Here is a 16203-nt window from a genome sequence, read left to right as displayed (position 1 = left end):
AAATATCAGCATAAGAGTAAGATCGAAAAGATATGAGGATGGTAGAGAGAGTTTTTAAAAGATGTAATAAATCGTGATCATTCCTACCCGTAACACATCTGATTGTAGGACATGATGGGAGCTGCCTGTCTTATGTAAAAGTTGAAGTAGCAAATCGCTACGATATTCATAAACGTTAAGTTCATCTCCCGAATATATGCTTATTTGATTTTGCGCAACGTATAATGCAGGTTGTCCAGTTTAATCTTTTCCCAGCCTGTAGCAAGTTCCAGGGTATAAGTATCACCCGTCAGCGGAACGCTGACCACCTTCCAGTCCTTCAATAAAAAGCCGCCGCTGACTTTGAGCTTGCCCCAAACATCTTGGATCTCCCCGGTCGGGTAAACCGTGCCATAATCACCCAGGTCGAATAGGGTGTTCGGGTTAAAAACAATATTCATTTTTACGAGGTCGATTTGTAGTACGGGTTCCCGGGTAAACTGTTTTATATAAGCTGCCGCTTTTTCGAGGCGTGTGTTTTCCTTTTGTTGTTCGCTGGCGCGAATGGCTGTACCGCTGTAGCGGCTTTCATTCGCAGTAGTTATTGTTACCTGGTAGTATTTCCGGATCAACTCCGGAAAGTCGGCTGTGGAATCTAAGGTTTGTGTCCATTTGGAGTTTTTCTCCTGTAACAGCAAACCATAGAGTGGGCCGGTCAGGTAGGCGAAGGAGCGGATGAGTGAGCCGCGGTTACCTGCGGTATCTACTTGCTGATATAAATGACTACGCAGATCCTGCCGCCCCAAATAAGCACCGGTAAATTCCGCCAGTCCTTCGTTCATCTCCAGCACGCGCTCGTTACCGAAGGTCTTAGGAAACAATACTCTTCGTTTTTCCCTAAAAGCCAGGGCTTGCGACAGGTCAGGATTGCGCTGCCTGACCGGCTTCTGCAGCGCTGCTTTCAGCGCGTTGAGTTCCAGCAGAAAATAAGTTCGGCCAGCCATGGTGCTGAGGTGATCGGCTGTAGGGCTATGTCCATAAAAACCGATACTTTCCTGGATGCGGTGGAAATTTTCGTGAAGCACCAGATTGATACGCTCGTTCCGGTCTGTAGGCAAAGGCCATAACAGGCAGGACCAGGTTTTGCCCTGCCAGTGAATGGCCGTGTTAGCTATCATCACTGTTGATGGTAACTTCCCGACATAGATCCCATTTTCTGACTTAAACAAATGGGTGCTATCGGGCTGGTTGGCGTAAGTGAGGCGGGTTTGTGGGTCAACGAACAACATGGGGCCATATAAATGCGCATTCCAAAGCCGCTGATCTTGCGCCGCGGCTTCGGCTTCTTTAAAATAAGCGGCAGCTAAAGGCGATTGCGCTTTAACTGTGGATACGAACAATAGCAGGATCAGGAGCTTTTTCATAAAGCGAAGATCGAATAGCGGCTGATGGTTTTAAAGATCATTATACAAACGGTCATAAAATTTATATGAACGGTTAACCGGGATGACGTAAGGATGTGTATTTTAGGTAATGCGTAAAGTGCTGCTCCATGCCGGATTTTGGTTGCTGTTTTTTCTGCTTTGGGATCGGTTGTTATATTTTTATGTGAATAATGAATGGAACCGCCTTTATTTTTCGGCGTTGGATACGGCACTGATCATGTTGGCTTTCTACAGCATCTATTATTACCTGATGCCGGCATACTTTAAACACAAGAGTTTAACACGCCTCGTTTTTTCGGCAGTTCTGGTGATTGGTATTTTAGCTGGTCTCGCTGCCTGGATCATGGGGCAATTGCTCCAAAATATGATCGTTCCCATCAATTTCAAATTTAACTGGACCTATCGGGATATGCAATACAACCGGGTTTTGACGGCACTGACCGGGGTGCTGGCCGGGAGCTTTGTGAAGCTGGCGGCTGACCGCTTTGAAGCCCGGAAAAAGGTGCAGGCATTGGAAAAAGAACGGGCAGAAGCAGAGTTAACCTATCTCAAAGCACAATTAAACCCACACTTTTTATTTAATTCGCTGAATAGTTTATATGCTCAATTAGAATTACGAACAGGTGATCCTAAACAGACGCTGGCCGCACTGGCGGATTTATTGCGTTACCAGCTTTATGAGGGCACGCGGGAGTTTGTACCCTTAGCCGGTGAACTGGCTTATCTTGGTAACTATATTGCGCTGCAGCAAATGCGGCTGGATAACTGTACGGTGCATTACCAGGTTGACGGGGAGACGGACTTGTTGATCGCGCCGCTTCTGCTGATTACGTTTGTTGAAAATGCTTTTAAGCATGTATCGGACGCTGATCATAATTTTATTGAGGTTAAGGCCATAATTGCCGGTGACCGGCTGCGTTTCAGTTGCCGGAACAGTTATCAACTGAATAACAAACCGACCGGTATCGGTTTAACTAATGTCCGGAAACGTTTATCGCTGATTTATCAGGATGGTTTTGATCTGGCGATATCTGTAAGTGAAACAGTTTATGAAGTAAATTTAACCCTATGCTTAAAGTTTTGATCGTTGATGATGAACCCCTTGCCCGGCAGCAGTTAGAAGCCTATGTCGGCCGTTTGCCTGAACTGCAATTAGTAGGATCAGCACGGCATCCGGTCGCAGTACAGGCCATCCTGCAAACATCGGCTATCGACCTGATCTTCCTGGACATCCAGATGCCGCAACAGAACGGCTTGGATTTTTTAAAAAAAACAGATCTTTCGCAGCAGGTGATCCTGATCACCGCTTTCCCCGAGCATGCCGTCGAAGGTTTCGATCTTGAGGTAACCGACTATTTATTAAAACCGGTTACATTCGAGCGGTTTCAACGTGCCTGTCAAAAAGCGATCAGTAAAACTGAGAAGTCAGCCGGCTTTATTTCGGTCAAATGCGATCAGAGATTGGAAAGGATACCCATAGCTAACATTTTATATGTGGAAGCAATGGCCAATTATGTACACATCATTACCGATCAGCGAAAATATACGGTCTACTCCGGTCTTAGCGCAATTCAAAGACAGTTGCCCGGTCAGTTTAAACAAACGCACAAATCTTTTCTGGTGAATATGGAACGGCTGGTAAGCGTTAATAAGCAGGCAGTGTTCATCGGGGCCTACCAAGTTCCTTTAAGCCGCACCCGTAAGGCTGCTGTTTGGGAATACGTTAACACATTAAGAGTTTCTGCTTGCAATAAATCCAATTTATAAGGACATTTATGCACCATTAGACGGTGCTGTGGCCAATGCCGGTATCAGATTGAATGGTTGCAATGAAGCCACTTTACCGGCAGTGATATGTTCGGCAAAACTTTGCCTCCTGCACGAGTGATCATTTGGTTTAACAAATAAAGTCCGTAACCATTTCAACTCTTGTCATTTCATCAAAACTTAATTCTGTGACATTTAATTTATCAATAGGGTAGATGCTGGATTGAGAAACCGGATATATTGGTATGTAAGGCTTTAACTTGAATATTCACTGCTGTTTGTAAAATAACATTTACTTAATATTTAAACTATTTACCCTTTAAACTCACCGCTTAATTTTACAGGACTATTGTATAATATTAATGATTGTAAAGCGGGCTTACGATAAATTGAGTGATATGGAACTGGCTGCTTGTTTGGCAGAAAGGGATCATGCTGCATTTAAGGAGCTTTACAATCGGCATTGGCGATCATTATATACTTACGCCCGTTCCATACTGAACGACCGAGATGAGGCTGCGGATGTTGTACAAGATATATTTACTATCTTATGGAACCGCGCCGATCACTTACAAATTACTACCGGCCTGCGGGCATACCTGCTTACCGCTACGCGTAACCGGGCATTAAAGATGATCAGCAAAACAAAAAGGGCTGATGATTATGCCGAAGAACTCGCGGCATGTTTTGATGAGGAGGCCGGCGGCACAGACGAGCAGGCAAATTTTAAAGAGCTTTGCGCGATATTGGACAATGCTGTAAAAAAGTTGCCGGTAACCATGCGGGCCGTATATGTAATGCATAAAGAAGAGGAACTTTCTCACCGCTCTATAGCCGAAGAATTGGGCATTACCGAACATAGTTCAAGAACCATACTTAGCCGTGCTGTTGCTTCTTTACGTACCAAACTATCGCCGCTGCTTTCAATACTGCTGCTGTTTTTGGCTATCCAAAAATAATTTCATTTTTTTTGTTGACATCAGGTTCGCCTGAGGCTCTTATTATTAAACAGGGATATAACACTGTTGATAGTAATGAACAAAAGGCAGGCAAAGGAATTGATTGACAAGTACCTGAATGGTACCGCTACACCTGAAGAGCAGGCTCTTTTTGAACTGTTAGCTAACCGGGTTACCAAAAAAAGGCTGGAAAATATCGGTCCGGATGATTATACCGATCTGCGAGAACAGTTATATAAAAGACTGCCTCAGGCAACGCGCAGCACGGTGTTTAAACGGTACCGGTGGCTGGCGGCGGCATCACTTATTATTTGCGTTTCGGCAGCCGCACTCATCTTTTATCCCCGTAATTACCAAAAAACAGAACAGGTTTCGGCTATTGTGCCCGGGGGCAACCAGGCCATTTTAACCCTGGCTAACGGAAAGAAGATAACATTAACAACAGCCGGCGATGGCAAGCTGGCGGAACAGGCAGGCATCAGCATAAGTAAAACTCATAATGGCCAACTGATATACAGGGTAGCGGCAACTAACCCACATGCTGCCGTAGGTTATAACACAACCGAAACACCTAAGGGCGGGCAGTACCAACTGCAACTGGCCGATGGTACTAAAGTATGGCTTAACGCTTCGTCATCATTAAAATACCCAACCCGTTTTGAAGGCAGCGAGCGCAATGTCGAACTTACAGGCGAAGCCTATTTTGAAGTAGCCCATAATGTGGCCATGCCATTTAAGGTAAAAACAAGTAAACAGGTAGTAACCGTTTTAGGCACCCATTTTAACATTAATGCCTATGGCGATGAACCATTGTTAAAAACAACCTTGCTTGAAGGCAAGGTAAGGATAAACGCGCTCGGTTGCACGGCATCAGCCATATTGAAACCCGGCCAACAGGCCTCGCTTCGAGGAAGTGATCTATCAATAACCACGGGTGATACCGAAGAAGTCGTTGCTTGGAAAAATGGTTATTTCCGCTTTCGTAACGAACCTATTCAAAGCGTGATGCGCAAACTAAGCCGTTGGTACAATATTGATGTGCAATACACAGCCAACGTTTCAAACGAGGGATACTACGGCACTGTATCGCGGTACAAAAACATAAACCAGATTTTAACTGTGTTGGCAGAAACAGGATCAGTTCACTTTAAAATTGAAGGAAGGAGCGTAATTGTGATGAAATAATACAAAGCCAGCCCTTTGGTATTTCAACAAAAAAGGCCAAACCGGCGGCAACCGGAATGACCCTTGACCCGGAATACCCGACAATTCTTCAGGAACTATCAGCACCTGCAAAATGCCCCCAGCACGTAGAAATGTAGCGGCAGATTGCAATCAATCCAAGCAATAACAAATGTACACTATTTACCCTAATAAGTTAGTGCGGCGAAAGCACGCGCTTTATAAAACATTATTAATCATGAAGCTGACAACATTGATTATGATCATAGCTATCATACAGGTCAGCGCGGCAGTTAAAGCCCAAAGAATAACCTTATCAGCAACCAACACACGTATTGATAAAGTATTTAATCAAATACGTACGCAAACCGGCGTAGATTTTCTTTTTAACAACACCATCCTTAAAATGGCAAAACCCATAAATATTAACGTTAAGAATGCCGAACTGAAAGAGGTACTTGCGGTAATATTTCAGGATCAGCCGCTACGGTTTTCCATAAAAGAAAAAACCGTCATCATATCAAAAAAAGAGGATCAGCCGGTGAGTGATCAACACGGACCTATACTTGCCCGCCGGCCGGTTGCGGCAGGGAATATTGGCGGCAAGGTATTGGATGAACGCGGTGAGCCCCTGCCCGGTGCGAGCATCAGGATAGTTGAAACCGGCCAGGCAACCCAATCAGCCATTGATGGTAACTATAACTTTAACACTGAACCGGGGACGTATACCATTGAGGTGAGCTATGTTTCCTACCAAACAAAGCGAGTTACCCAGGTCGAGGTAAAGTCGGCAGAACTTACCAGCCTGAACATAGTACTGAAAAGTGCGACCAATGAACTGAACCAGGTAACGGTAACAACCAGTTACAGGCAGGAAGGTACCACCGCCTTATACGTTCGCCAAAAAAATGATGCGGGTATAACCAACGGCATCAGTCGCGAACAAATGGCGGCATTGCCCGACAAAAACATAGGCGAAACACTGAAGCGCATCTCCGGCATCAGCACGAATGATAACCGGCGGGTAGTAATTCGCGGTATTGCCGAGCGTTACAACCTGGCCATGATGGATGGTGCCACCCTGCCCAGCACCGATGTACAAGTACGCGATTTTGAGTTTGACATTGTACCAGCCAACCTGGTTGATAATGTTGTGATAAACAAAACAGCTACGCCGGATATGAGCTTTGGTTTTGGTGGTGGTCTGGTACAGATCAACACCATGGCAATACCCGATAATAATTTTACTACATTTAATATTGGCGGTAAATACATTAATGGCAGTACCGGTAAGGAATTTTTAGGTTACGGGAGAGGTAAGTATGATTATCTTGGCTTTGATGATGGCGGCAGGGATCACTTCCCTAAAAACCTGCTCATATTTACACCCAATAATTATAATCCTGGCAACCCCAATGCTACACCGTCGCCCGGCGTTACGCCCATAACCCCGGCAATGATAGCCGAGCAGAACAAGCGCATAGGCGGTTTTGAACGCCTGGGTACACGCAGCTACAAGGCTATGCCGGGCCAAAATTATCAGTTCAGCCTCGGGCGCAGCTATAACGTGGGCAACAGTCGCCTGGGTTTTGCAGGCTCGTTAAGCTATCGTAACGAACAATCTATAGATGACAACTCGCAATTTGGCCGGGGTGAGTGGGAAACATTGGGCAGTACTGCCTATGATGCCGTAACCGGGAAAGAACTGCTCCCCGGATTCTCAAAACAATATAACTTTAATACAACCTGGGGTGCCTTGTTAAATGTGGGCTGGAATACCAAAAACCACAAAATTGCGGCACGTAATTTTTACTCACGTGTGTTCCAAAACCAGTTTTCGTACCTTGAGGCTTATGGTCGCGACCCGCAGCCCCTGCCCACTGTACGCGAGTTTGACCGCCCCAAATTTATTGACCTGCTACAAAATCGTATAAATGGCGAGCATACCTTTGGCGCTTTCCGTTTCGACTGGAACGTTTCGAGAAACAAACTGATCAATAAAGAACAGGATGCTGTAGAGGCTTGGTTGGTACCCGGTCCGCCAAACGGCCCGCTGCGTGTTGTGCAGCCCAGCGCCACCAACGCAATTGGCGGTGGTACGTTTAACCGCTCACAATATTTGTATCAAGAAACAAATAAAATTGCGGAGGGAGCTTTAAGCTATCAGTTTAAGTGGTTAGGGCAAAAGCAGGTATTTAAAACAGGCTACCAATACCTCGAAAGAGAAGGTAAATATGACTGGATACTGCTCCCGATAGCCACAAACGCGGGCGGCGCATACGCTAATGTCCCGGTACAGCAATGGGGCCAATTTCTGGATTTTAAAGACCCTTTGAGAGACCTTTTTTATTACCCGGCCGGTTTTTCTGAAAACGGTTACAGTGGAAAAAACACCAATCAGGCCGTTTATGGCATGTTTGACAATCATTTTAACAGATGGCTGCGTGCTGTGTGGGGGCTAAGGGCCGAGTATTATCGCTATGACAGGATAAGAAATGGTGCCAACGACAAGATCACGGAGGAGCTTATTCAGCGGGGTGAAAAGGAGAAATTTGTTGACCCCGCAACCGGGAAAGTAGTTACCGCCTATGCCGATGCCGAAACTGAAGAAAAAACATGGCGCTACCTGCCATCGATAAGTTTAACCGCCACACCGATTAAGGATTTTAATCTGAGGGCGGCCTACGCCAAATCAGTAGTAAGGCCGGCGCTGATAGAAAACTCGCGCATGCAGCGCTATGACCCGGTAGTTGGTGGTTACCGCAGAAATGAAGGTGTACTATCTACCCTGATAGACCATTATGATCTCCGTGCGGAGTGGTACCCCAAAGCAGGGGAGGTGATATCCGCAGGGTATTTCTATAAGTATTTTGATAAACCGGCCGAGCTTTACCGTGATATGCCTGATGCTACCGGGCGTGTATACCTGGTAACCCGAAACTCGGAATGGGCCAAGGTACACGGCTGGGAGTTTGATGTACGTAAAAGCCTTGGCTTTATGCAACCTAACTGGCGCTTTATGAACGATGTTTACTTTAGCGGCAACCTTACCCTGCAATCATCTGAGGTACAGGCGCGCAGCTACGAAGGCAAAAGCATGGCAGCCGATAAATACGGCAACACTTATGAATACCGTGTTAAAGTTTTGCAAAAAGAAAAACGGCCTTTATTTGGGCAGGTACCTGTGGTTTATAATCTGGGTTTGCAATACAACGGCAGCAGGCTGGGTACCAATGTAGCTTACAACCACATGGGTTATAAAACATTTGTAACCGGCATTACGCCAGATATTGTTGAGTACGAACGCCCGCGCAAGCAGATGGATGCGCAGGTAAGTTACCGCTTTTTAAAGGACAAGAGGCTACAGGCCAGGTTTAACATGAGCAACATACTCAATACTCCATACCGCTTTTACATCAACAGTGCCGATACGTATAAGCTGCTTGATAAATGGCAGGGCATGAGCATGTCTGCAATAACTGCCACCGGCGTATCTGAGTGGAGCGATATTTATGAATGGAAGCCGGGCTTTTCGCAAAAATTTGAGGAAGGAAATTACGAAACCTCTGCCGACGGAAAAACAAAGACCCGCATAGGCGATAAAGAAACTCTGACCAGGCGGGTGGGCGCATCTTTCAGCCTTTCTATTTCCTACAACTTTTAAACATTAATACCGAATACATGAAAACGATAAAAATATATATCACAGCAGTAGCAGCCTCACTGGTACTGCTGCTGGGTGCGTGCAAAAAAAACGAGGGTAACATACTGGATAAAAGAAATGCTTTACCAATTACTTTCAGTATCCTGAACGTGAGCAACGCGCCGCTTGAGGCACTGATTGACACTACTAAGATAGATATACCCGTAGGGCGGTTCGACCTTAACAACGCGTATCCTATTCCTGATAATAAAAACAGCCTGAAACTAACCATTACCGAAAAAGAAACAGGGAAAGTGGTGATAGAAAAAGAGTTAAATAAGGATGACGGTCGCGCGTTCATCAGCTTTTTTTATATGAACGGAGAAATAGGTAAAATGCCCGAGTTGCCGCCTGTTGAGCCTGATAAGATCAAGATCATCTACATGTTCAGGCCCGTTAAAACAAATTACTCCGAACCGGTAGACATCGTATTGGGAAAATACTATTTAACGCCAAAGGTGTTTGAGGAGATAACCCGCATCAAGAACGTAAAGCCTAACGAGTTTACCGAGCCGGTAACTATTTCAACTTTTTCAACAGCGCCACAACCTTATAATGGAGTAAACTCGGCTGTTTCTTTCCAGGTTTACATTTATAAGGCAGGTACAAATACACTCTATGTAGACGGAACAAACTATACCTGGAACCCAACAGCGTCTACCGCGCCGAGACCAGGCGCTGCAACGGCCACTTCCAAATTGTATATTTTCAGCGAAGCCAGCACAACCGGTTATATGACATTCACCAAAAATTTTGAACTATAAAACATGAGCCCGATCATTAAACGTATAACCATACCCATTTTACTGGCCCTGCTGGTAATCACCATAGCCGCATGTAATAAAGATAATCTGGATACCGAAAAAGCCTTTCACGTGCTGGTAAGCGGTTACAACGGAACGGCCAATCCCTGGCAAATAAATATCGATACTACTGAATACAGGCACAATAACTACATTACAAAGCCTGCAAGTATAATGGCATTCAATGCCGTTTATACTTACCGGTCGCAAAAAGAGAGGTTTTTGACTATTACCGATACGGTTACAAAAGAGGTATTATTGAAAAAGCCGCTGCCGCCGACAGGCACTAAGGTCAATTTCAATTTTATTTATGTAGATGGACGAGAAGTGAAGGTAAACCCGCCTGCTGCTGATCCGGCCACCAATAAAGTGGGCTTCTATGTCCATCATTCCGCCGATAACAGGCCTTTTGACATCTTTTTGTACCGGCAGGATGCCATCACGGGCGAAGAATACCGCGTGTATCTGGCTAAGTCGGTAAGGCCTAATACATGGAAGTATGTTGATTACATGCCAACAGCAAATTTTGATAATAAAAATTTGTTGGACGCATCATATATTTACTTTACCAGGGCAGGCACTACCAACCAATGGGCATTTCAAAACAGTGAAGAAATGAGCCGGATCGCGGCCTCTGGACTGGGGCTCCCGCTTGCCGGTGAAAAAGGCCTGGTATTGCCTTACTTTTTAATTGAGGGAACCACTAATTTAGAGCATTCGCGCCTGTTCTTCACTCCCGACAGGTTTAATTGATAGGTCTGCACTCGTCCTAAAACAGTTAAGATTTATCCAGATTAATACAACAGCCCTTGCAATTACTGCAAGGCCTGTTATTTATTATGCATTATCAATGCGCTTAAATCAGCTTTTTTATCTCTATCAATAAATTTCATCCACTTATATCGGTTAACGGCCCGGATATTTTAAAACCTTCAACTACCTGAACTTTTTTAAGCCTGGCAACGGCGATCTTTGTAACAGAAAAACAGTTAAGCCCTGCTATGGCCACTGCGATGAATTTCTAAGTAAATAAAACGATATATAATAATGAGAGTAGTAACTATCCCGCAAAACGTGCAAGGCACAGAACCCATCATTATGCTAAATATGCTGAAATTTGCAGACCGCCGTCTGTATGTAGAAGAATACCTTCCGGCATTCAGCCGTGTGATGGAAACCCTGGGCTTAAAAGCCAAATTAAACCTTTTAAGCGATATGCTGGCCGGCATAATTGTTGACGAAGGTGAAAGCTGGGATGCTATACTGCTTGTAGAATATGAGAACGCAGATGCATTCCTGACCGTGGCACAAAGCGATACTTACCGCGAGATCGCCGAGCCATTAAGGTTAAAAGCCCTTGATGATCTGAAACTGTACATGACCCGGCAGTTCCGGCTGTAATATGTAATTTAGCCACATGCACCAACTGATCCTGAAAAATTTCGCCATGCACATAGCGCTTGGATCTCATGAGGAGGAACAGGCGCTTTCTTTCTTCCGTTTAAAGGAAGTGAAGAAACGCACCTGGTTGCTGCATCAGGGTGCAACTGATCGTTATATCTATTTCGTAAAGCGCGGTTGCCTGCGTATGTTCTACACGGATGAAAGCGGGGAAGAACATAATATCGGCTTCTATCCCGAGAACTGGTGGGCTTGCGATATCGTCAGTTTTTTCAAAGCGAAACCTTCAGCTAATGCTATCCAAACGCTGGAAGACAGTGAGGTATACTATATCGCTTTACCGCAATTGGAAGAATTGTTCCTGAACATTCCGAAGTTCGAGCGTTTTTTTCGCATCCTTACCCAAAACGGCTTTGAAGTGTTCCAACGCCGGGTTACCTCTCAGCTCTATAAATCCGCCCAAGAACGTTACCTCGAATTCCGAAAGTGCCATCCCGGGCTGGAGCAGCGTATCTCCCAAAAGCATATTGCCAGTTACTTGGGTATTACAGCCGCATTTTTGAGTATGATGCGAAAGGAAACCGGTGTTTAAAAGATAGAGCCACAATACCGGAACATGTAATTTTTAGCTTGTAAAGCAAATTAGTATGGCTATTATTTCAGAGCGAAATGGTATGTTTTATAAAGCCCCGCTTTTTCAATTTACCGACTGACGGTAGACAAGCGGTGTCTGATCTGTTTTTCGCCTGAACAATTTATTAAATGATTGCGGATAATCGAATCCAAGCCGGTAGGCTATTTCCGCAACCGTTAAGTCGCTGCTTGTTAGCAGTACTTTCGCTTTTTCGAGCAAATGATCCTGGATGTACTGCTGCGCGCTTCGCCCGGAAACGCTTCGCAGCAGATCACTGAGGTATTTAGGTGACCGGTTCAGCTTTTCTGCCAGGTAGTTAACCGTCGGCACGCCTTTGGTAAGCAGTAAATCATCATCATTAAAATAGGCGTGGAGCAGATTTTCTACCTCAGCTATCAGGTGGTGATGTGCCGTCTTACGGGTTTGGAACTGCCGGAGGTAAAAGCGCTGGCTGTAATGCAAAAGCAGTTCAAGATGCGATATCATTACTTCCTGTGTCAAACTATCTATTGAAGTGTTTAGTTCCTGACGTATGTTGTCAACAATACCGTTCATCAGGTTTTCTTCTTTCTCTGAAAGGAACAGGGCCTCGTTGATCGCATAAGAAAAAAAGTTGTATCCCTCAATCTTTTTTGCCAGTGAATAGCCTTTAAGCAGGTCCGGATGGAACGCCACGCACCAGCCCTCAAGCTCATGATCTTCAGGAACAGAGGCAACGATCTGCCCCGGTGCAAAAAAGGACATCAGCCCTTCATCGTAGTCATAAAATCCATGTCCGTACTGTACTTTTCCCGTCACTTTCTTTTTCAGGGCAATGCAATACACGTTCAGCAGTAAAGTGCTGAAGCGTTTATCCGGATTATGCTTCACATCTTCCATCCGAAAAACATCGATCAGCGGATGTTCTGCCCCCGGAAGAGAAAGAATCCGGCGGTGATCAGACATGGAATTTACAGGATATGGTATTTTATGGTTCATTGGCTGTAAGTTAAGTAAAGTAATGCAGGATATACCTGAATATACCCTGCGTTATTGTTTTATCGGTCAATTCCTTTCATTGAACCCGCGTCATAACGTGCACCCGTACTTGTTCCTAACGGCACGATAGATTCCAGGCGGGCCAATTCCTGCTCACTTAGCACAATATCGGTCGCGTCTATATTCTGCTCAATGTACTTAACGCGCTTGGTGCCGGGAATAGGCACATGGCCCTGCGCCAGCACCCAGGCTATCGCCAACTTTGAAGGGGTTACATTTTTTTCGCCTGCCAGCTCATTGATCGCGTTCACAAGCTCCACGTTCTTGTAAAACTGTTCTCCCTGAAAACGGGGTATATTTCTTCTGAAATCATCCGCAGGGATGTCATCCGGGCTTTTTAGGTCACCTGTCAGGAAACCCCTGCCAAGCGGCGAGTATGCGATCAAGCCAATGCCCAGTTCAGACAGCGTATCAGTTATACCGGCTTCCTCAACATCACGTTCAAACATGGAATATTCTGTTTGTACAGCAGTAAGCGGATGCACCGCGTGTGCTTTTCGTATGGTGGCCGAGGATACCTCTGATAGGCCGATATACCTCACTTTTCCTTCTTTAACCAATTCAGCCATAGCTTCTACAGTTTCTTCAATGGGTGTATTTGGGTCCAGCCGGTGCAGGTAATAAAGGTCGATATGGTCAGTCTTTAAGTTTTTTAAGGACCTTTCAGCCGATTTTTTTACGTAAGCCTTTGAGCCGTTGTAATTCCAGGTCAGTTGTTCATTATCATCTACCTCATAACCGAATTTAGTAGCAATAATATACTTATCCCGGTTACGGGCGACAGCTTTGGCGATCAATCGTTCATTCAGTCCGGGGCCGTACATATCTGCCGTATCCAGAAAATTGCCGCCCAGTTCAAAAGAACGGTGGATCGTAGCGATAGCTTCAGATTCGTCTGCCTTGCCGTAAATATCCCAGCCGTTCATGGAGGTCATCCCCATACAGCCCAGCCCTAACTGAGGAATTAAGAGTCCCTGACTACCTAACTTAACTATTTTCATAATGCAAATCGTTTTTTTGATAGGGCAAATCTCCGTCATATTAAACGCTTTGATGTGTCCATAAAGCGGAATATCGTGTCCATGCAGCCATATATAATGCTTCAATTGAATCAATTACCAGTGAATATGCATGGTTTTAATTAATCTGCGGTTAATAATAACCAGCCATCAATACTCAAGCCTGCAGATATGCGGCTTTAAACTCTTCGGCAAACTGTTCCAGCTTAATTTTGCCGGTTACTTTTGCACCGCTGCCAAAAAAATCACTGGTAATAATACCTGCACGTACGCCTTGGCCCATTTCTACTATAAGGCCCGTTAATTCAGGTGGCAAGCCTCCGGCAAGCATACCTTGTTTTAATTGTTCATCGGGTATTTGTGTCCATGTAATTTCAGGTTTACTTATAGCAAGGCCTAATAGTTTTGCAATATTGTTTCCGGTAGAAATATCACTTACCATGTACTTTACCTTAAAACCGTTCCCTTCGGTTTGTAATTCTGCTGCAAGTGCTGTTGACAGATCTTCCGGATGCGTAAGGGCCAATCGGTCATCACCATTGTAATTGTTACCGAATATACCCTTGCTTTTTATCAACGGAATATCTCTTAAAAAGTTAATGTAGAAAAAGCCTGATCTTAAAACGGTAATGTTCACACCATCTAACTCTTTAAATATCTTTTCAACACGATGAACGCCTTGTATAGGGCCGGTACCTTCAGCAGCGTCAGCGCCAATGCTGCTCAGCATTACTACCCTTGTTACGCTGGCCGCTTTAATGGCATTAGCATAAGCTTGTCCGGCATCGGCGATGTTTTGTATCATATTGCCCGGGCCCATTGATGGTGGCATCATGGTATAAACCGCATCAGCGCCGGTAAATGCTTTAGTTAAAAATGCCTGATCGCTAATGGAGCCGATAGCCGCCTTTGCGCCCAAGCCTTCAATTTCGATTTTGCGGTCATCATTGGTGGTGATCACGGTTATATCATGGCCGGCTGCGATCAGTTTTTTTACTAATGGTTTGGCTATATTTCCTAATGAGCCTGTGGTTGTAATTTTCATTTTTGGTAGTGTTTTAATGGTTAATGAAGCCAGTAAACTGGCGATTTAAGGTGTTTTATATTGATGATAAGTATTAATTGAGCACGGGATAATCCGTATAGCCTTCTTCGCCGGCAGTGTAAAGTGTGTTGTAATCCAACTCATTTAAGGGGGCGTTTTTTTCTATTCTCCTCATAAAATCCGGGTTGGCCAAAAAACTTCTGCCAAAGGCAACCAGGTCTGCCGAACCATCCTGGAGTTTGGCTTCGGCTGTTTCTGCCGTAAACCCGTTGCAGTATATAATGGTGTTAGCGAAGGCCTCACGAATTTGATGATGTGTTTTTTCGGGAATGCCCGGATTGTTTGAAATGTGCAGGTATGCTATGCCCAGCCGGTTTATTTCTTTAGCCAGAGTTACATAGGTTTCCTGTACTTCAGCCTCTGCGTAAACGGGCATATCATTAGAGGTTAAAAATGGTGAAATTCGCAGGCCAACCTTGTCCGGCCCAATAGCGGCTACTGTTTTTTCGATGATCTCCAACGTAAGGCGGGTGCGGTTAGTTATTGATCCTCCATAGTTATCCGTGCGGTTATTTACGTGGGGGTTTAAAGATTGCTCCAGCAGATAGCCGTGTGCACCGTGTAGTTCAACACCATCAAAACCTGCGGTTATGGCATTTTTAGCAGCCTGAACATGATCTTGTATAACACGGGCTATACCTTCTGCATCCAATGCCAATGGGGCCGAATATTCAAACATACCGGTATCTGTATAAATTTCGCCCGCCGCTTTAATAGCCGACAGGCCAACCACCTGATGGCCTTCGGGCAGGTTTAAGCTATGGGCTATTCTGCCGGTATGCATCAATTGCAGAAATATTTTGGAGCCGGCATCATGAACAGCATTGGTTACCTGTTTCCATCCTTCTACCTGCGCATTAGTAAAAATACCCGGAATACGTGGATAACCTAAACCCTCGGGGCTGGGCGAGGTGCCTTCGGTAATAATCAACCCGGCACCCGAGCGCTGCTTGTAATAGGTGGCCATTAAGGCATTGGGCACGTTGCCAATAGCACGGCTTCTGGTCATAGGTGCCATCACTACGTGATTTTTTAACTGTAGTGTGGCTTTGCTGTAAGGCGTGAATAACTTTTTCATTTTTTGCTTCATTTAGTTGATGAAGCAAAATTGCACCTAATAGTAAGCTGATAATAGCCTGATAAGGCAAAAAAACAGTCGGATACGACG

At 45.0% G+C, this 16203-nt stretch carries 14 protein-coding genes; 9 read left to right on the top strand and 5 right to left on the bottom strand.

The features are described from left to right. Positions 1 to 200: 200 nt before the first annotated feature. Positions 201 to 1403, bottom strand: a complete 1203-nt coding sequence (locus AC3WJC_RS09560; RefSeq protein WP_492398855.1) for a hypothetical protein — start codon at positions 1401 to 1403, stop codon at positions 201 to 203. 109 nt (positions 1404 to 1512) lie between these two features. On the opposite strand from AC3WJC_RS09560, the gene AC3WJC_RS09555 reads away from it, so the two are divergent. From AC3WJC_RS09555 to AC3WJC_RS09515, 9 genes are all read left to right on the top strand, one after another. Further along, positions 1513 to 2508, top strand: coding sequence for a sensor histidine kinase (locus AC3WJC_RS09555; protein ID WP_492398854.1), 996 nt, complete (start codon positions 1513 to 1515; stop codon positions 2506 to 2508). Next, positions 2493 to 3191 (top strand): LytR/AlgR family response regulator transcription factor, encoded by a 699-nt coding sequence (locus AC3WJC_RS09550; protein WP_492398853.1) that lies wholly within the window; start codon positions 2493 to 2495, stop codon positions 3189 to 3191. Before AC3WJC_RS09555 ends, AC3WJC_RS09550 begins: the two co-directional genes overlap by 16 nt. A 362-nt stretch (positions 3192 to 3553) precedes the next feature. Next, complete coding sequence (locus AC3WJC_RS09545; RefSeq protein ID WP_492398852.1) at positions 3554 to 4150, top strand: RNA polymerase sigma factor; 597 nt, start codon at positions 3554 to 3556, stop codon at positions 4148 to 4150. Between the two features lie 75 nt (positions 4151 to 4225). Then, positions 4226 to 5335 carry a FecR domain-containing protein gene (locus tag AC3WJC_RS09540; RefSeq protein ID WP_492398851.1) on the top strand — a complete coding sequence of 370 codons (1110 nt, stop codon included), beginning with the start codon at positions 4226 to 4228 and terminating at the stop codon, positions 5333 to 5335. A gap of 235 nt (positions 5336 to 5570) precedes the next feature. After that, positions 5571 to 8996, top strand: a complete 3426-nt coding sequence (locus AC3WJC_RS09535; RefSeq protein ID WP_492398850.1) for a TonB-dependent receptor — start codon at positions 5571 to 5573, stop codon at positions 8994 to 8996. Between the two features lie 17 nt (positions 8997 to 9013). Further along, positions 9014 to 9799 (top strand): hypothetical protein, encoded by a 786-nt coding sequence (locus tag AC3WJC_RS09530; RefSeq protein ID WP_492398849.1) that lies wholly within the window; start codon positions 9014 to 9016, stop codon positions 9797 to 9799. A 3-nt stretch (positions 9800 to 9802) separates the two neighbouring features. Continuing rightward, positions 9803 to 10591 carry a hypothetical protein gene (locus AC3WJC_RS09525; RefSeq protein ID WP_492398848.1) on the top strand — a complete coding sequence of 263 codons (789 nt, stop codon included), beginning with the start codon at positions 9803 to 9805 and terminating at the stop codon, positions 10589 to 10591. A gap of 294 nt (positions 10592 to 10885) precedes the next feature. Beyond that, positions 10886 to 11239, top strand: a complete 354-nt coding sequence (locus tag AC3WJC_RS09520; protein WP_492398847.1) for a hypothetical protein — start codon at positions 10886 to 10888, stop codon at positions 11237 to 11239. A 16-nt stretch (positions 11240 to 11255) separates the two neighbouring features. Further along, on the top strand, positions 11256 to 11831 hold the full coding sequence (locus AC3WJC_RS09515; RefSeq protein WP_492398846.1) for a Crp/Fnr family transcriptional regulator: 576 nt from the start codon (positions 11256 to 11258) through the stop codon (positions 11829 to 11831). 105 nt (positions 11832 to 11936) lie between these two features. On the opposite strand, the gene AC3WJC_RS09510 is transcribed toward AC3WJC_RS09515, so the two are convergent. From AC3WJC_RS09510 to AC3WJC_RS09495, 4 genes are all read right to left on the bottom strand, one after another. Further along, complete coding sequence (locus tag AC3WJC_RS09510; protein ID WP_492398845.1) at positions 11937 to 12851, bottom strand: helix-turn-helix domain-containing protein; 915 nt, start codon at positions 12849 to 12851, stop codon at positions 11937 to 11939. Positions 12852 to 12910: 59 nt separating this feature from the next. After that, entirely contained in the window at positions 12911 to 13912 is a 1002-nt protein-coding gene (locus tag AC3WJC_RS09505) for an aldo/keto reductase (protein WP_492398844.1), read from the bottom strand. A 175-nt stretch (positions 13913 to 14087) separates the two neighbouring features. Further along, positions 14088 to 14975, bottom strand: coding sequence for an NAD(P)H-binding protein (locus AC3WJC_RS09500; protein ID WP_492398843.1), 888 nt, complete (start codon positions 14973 to 14975; stop codon positions 14088 to 14090). Between the two features lie 73 nt (positions 14976 to 15048). After that, positions 15049 to 16113, bottom strand: a complete 1065-nt coding sequence (locus AC3WJC_RS09495) for an alkene reductase (protein ID WP_492398842.1) — start codon at positions 16111 to 16113, stop codon at positions 15049 to 15051. Positions 16114 to 16203: the final 90 nt, after the last annotated feature.

The organism is Mucilaginibacter sp. FW306-07-L (genome assembly GCF_058782065.1).
Note: the sequence above shows the minus strand (reverse complement) of the source record. Positions and strands in the feature narration are given on the sequence as shown.

Excerpts from the sequence above, each read along its gene's own strand:
- AC3WJC_RS09560 (WP_492398855.1), bottom strand. The coding sequence starts at position 1,403 with ATGAAAAAGCTCCTGATCCTGCTATTGTTCGTATCCACAGTTAAAGCG.
- AC3WJC_RS09555 (WP_492398854.1), top strand. The coding sequence starts at position 1,513 with ATGCGTAAAGTGCTGCTCCATGCCGGATTTTGGTTGCTGTTTTTTCTG.
- AC3WJC_RS09550 (WP_492398853.1), top strand. The coding sequence starts at position 2,493 with ATGCTTAAAGTTTTGATCGTTGATGATGAACCCCTTGCCCGGCAGCAG.
- AC3WJC_RS09545 (WP_492398852.1), top strand. The coding sequence starts at position 3,554 with ATGATTGTAAAGCGGGCTTACGATAAATTGAGTGATATGGAACTGGCT.
- AC3WJC_RS09540 (WP_492398851.1), top strand. The coding sequence starts at position 4,226 with ATGAACAAAAGGCAGGCAAAGGAATTGATTGACAAGTACCTGAATGGT.
- AC3WJC_RS09535 (WP_492398850.1), top strand. The coding sequence starts at position 5,571 with ATGAAGCTGACAACATTGATTATGATCATAGCTATCATACAGGTCAGC.
- AC3WJC_RS09530 (WP_492398849.1), top strand. The coding sequence starts at position 9,014 with ATGAAAACGATAAAAATATATATCACAGCAGTAGCAGCCTCACTGGTA.
- AC3WJC_RS09525 (WP_492398848.1), top strand. The coding sequence starts at position 9,803 with ATGAGCCCGATCATTAAACGTATAACCATACCCATTTTACTGGCCCTG.
- AC3WJC_RS09520 (WP_492398847.1), top strand. The coding sequence starts at position 10,886 with ATGAGAGTAGTAACTATCCCGCAAAACGTGCAAGGCACAGAACCCATC.
- AC3WJC_RS09515 (WP_492398846.1), top strand. The coding sequence starts at position 11,256 with ATGCACCAACTGATCCTGAAAAATTTCGCCATGCACATAGCGCTTGGA.
- AC3WJC_RS09510 (WP_492398845.1), bottom strand. The coding sequence starts at position 12,851 with ATGAACCATAAAATACCATATCCTGTAAATTCCATGTCTGATCACCGC.
- AC3WJC_RS09505 (WP_492398844.1), bottom strand. The coding sequence starts at position 13,912 with ATGAAAATAGTTAAGTTAGGTAGTCAGGGACTCTTAATTCCTCAGTTA.
- AC3WJC_RS09500 (WP_492398843.1), bottom strand. The coding sequence starts at position 14,975 with ATGAAAATTACAACCACAGGCTCATTAGGAAATATAGCCAAACCATTA.
- AC3WJC_RS09495 (WP_492398842.1), bottom strand. The coding sequence starts at position 16,113 with ATGAAAAAGTTATTCACGCCTTACAGCAAAGCCACACTACAGTTAAAA.